The organism is Myxococcus guangdongensis (assembly GCF_024198255.1).
Taxonomy (GTDB): Bacteria; Myxococcota; Myxococcia; order Myxococcales; family Myxococcaceae; genus Myxococcus; species Myxococcus guangdongensis.
In genome coordinates this window covers 1-1402 of sequence record NZ_JAJVKW010000051.1, presented here as the reverse complement: position 1 = coordinate 1402, position 1402 = coordinate 1, and the positions used below count along the sequence as shown (strand labels likewise).

Genomic DNA, 1402 nt, shown 5'->3' with positions numbered 1-1402 from the left:
GGAGCTGATGGAGGAACCAGAGGCGCTCCTGGGCGAAGGAGGCCAGAGGGGGCAGTGAGGAAGGAGCGGGAGAAGGAAGAGGGAGTGCGTCGTGGTGCTGAGAGAGGACGAGCGCGAGTCCGGCGACGGTGGGGGAGGAGAAGAGGGCGGCGAGGGGAAGCTCGACGCCGAAGGCAAGGCGGATGCGAGAGACGAGACGGGTGGCGGAGAGGGAGTGGCCACCGAGGGAGAAGAAGTCCGCGTCACGGGGGACGTGGGAGAGGGAGAGGACGTCGGCGAAGAGCTGGGAGAGGAGCGTCTCGGCCTGCCCACGAGGAGAGGCGTCGGAGGAGGAGGGGACTTCGGCGGTGGAGATGTCGAAGGAGGAGAGGGCCGTCCTGTCGACCTTGCCGCTGGTGGTGAAGGGGAGGGAGGGGAGGGAGAGGAAGCGAGAGGGGACGAGGGCTTCGGGGAGGGAAGAAGCCAGCGCGTCGCGGAGCGAAGCCAGAGGAGGCGCGCCGTCGTCGAGGACAAGGAAGGCGACGAGGAAGGTGTCGCGAGAAGGACGGAAGGGGAGGACTGCGGCCTGTCTCACGCCAGAGAGGCGAAGGAGGGCGGCTTCGATTTCTTCGACTTCGACACGGACGCCGCGGAGCTTGAGTTGGAAGTCGGAGCGGCCGAGGAAGGAGAGGGAGCCGTCGTCATTCCAGCGGGCCCTGTCGCCAGTGTCGTAGAGGCGAGCGCCGGGAGAGCCACTGAAGGCGTCGGGGATGAAGCGCTCAGCGGTGAGGTGAGGAAGGGCGTGGTAGCCGCGAGCCAGGCAGATGCCACCGATGAAGAGGTTGCCGGGGACGCCGGGGGGAAGGGGCTGGAGGGAGTCGTCGAGGACGTAGAGTTGGCAGCGGGGAAGAGGGCTGCCGAGACGTACGGGCCGGTGAGGGAGGGAGATTTCAGCGGCGACGTTGATGCTGGCTTCAGTGGGCCCGTAGGTGTTGACGAGGCGGGTGGAAGTCAGCGCGAGGGACTGGACGAGAGAGTCAGGGAGGACTTCACCGCCGGTGACGAGGACGGAGAGGGAGCGGAAGGAGTCGAGAGCACCGGGCTCCTCGAGAGCGGTGGCGAGGGAGGAGGGGGTGATGACGACGTGGGAGACGGCGTGGCGGCGGATGTCATGGCCGAGGCCGAGAGGGCCGACGTCGCGGAGGATGACGCGAGCGCCACGGGAGAGGCTGAAGAGGATTTCCTCCTGGTGGATATCGAAGGAGAGGCTGCCGGAGGCGGCCCAGGTGTGTCCCGGGGAGGTGGAGTAGAGGGAGTCGAAGGCGTCGAAGCAGTGGACGACATTCTGCTGAGTGGAGAGGACGCCCTTGGGAGTGCCGGTGGAGCCGGAGGTGTAGAGGACGTAGGCGAGGCTGTCGGGCAG

1 protein-coding gene is annotated in these 1402 nt (G+C 67.5%); it reads right to left on the bottom strand.

The genetic code is table 11. The features are described from left to right. On the bottom strand, nt 1-1402 hold a 1402-nt coding region (locus tag LXT21_RS44700), incomplete at its 3' end, for a non-ribosomal peptide synthetase (RefSeq protein ID WP_267145451.1).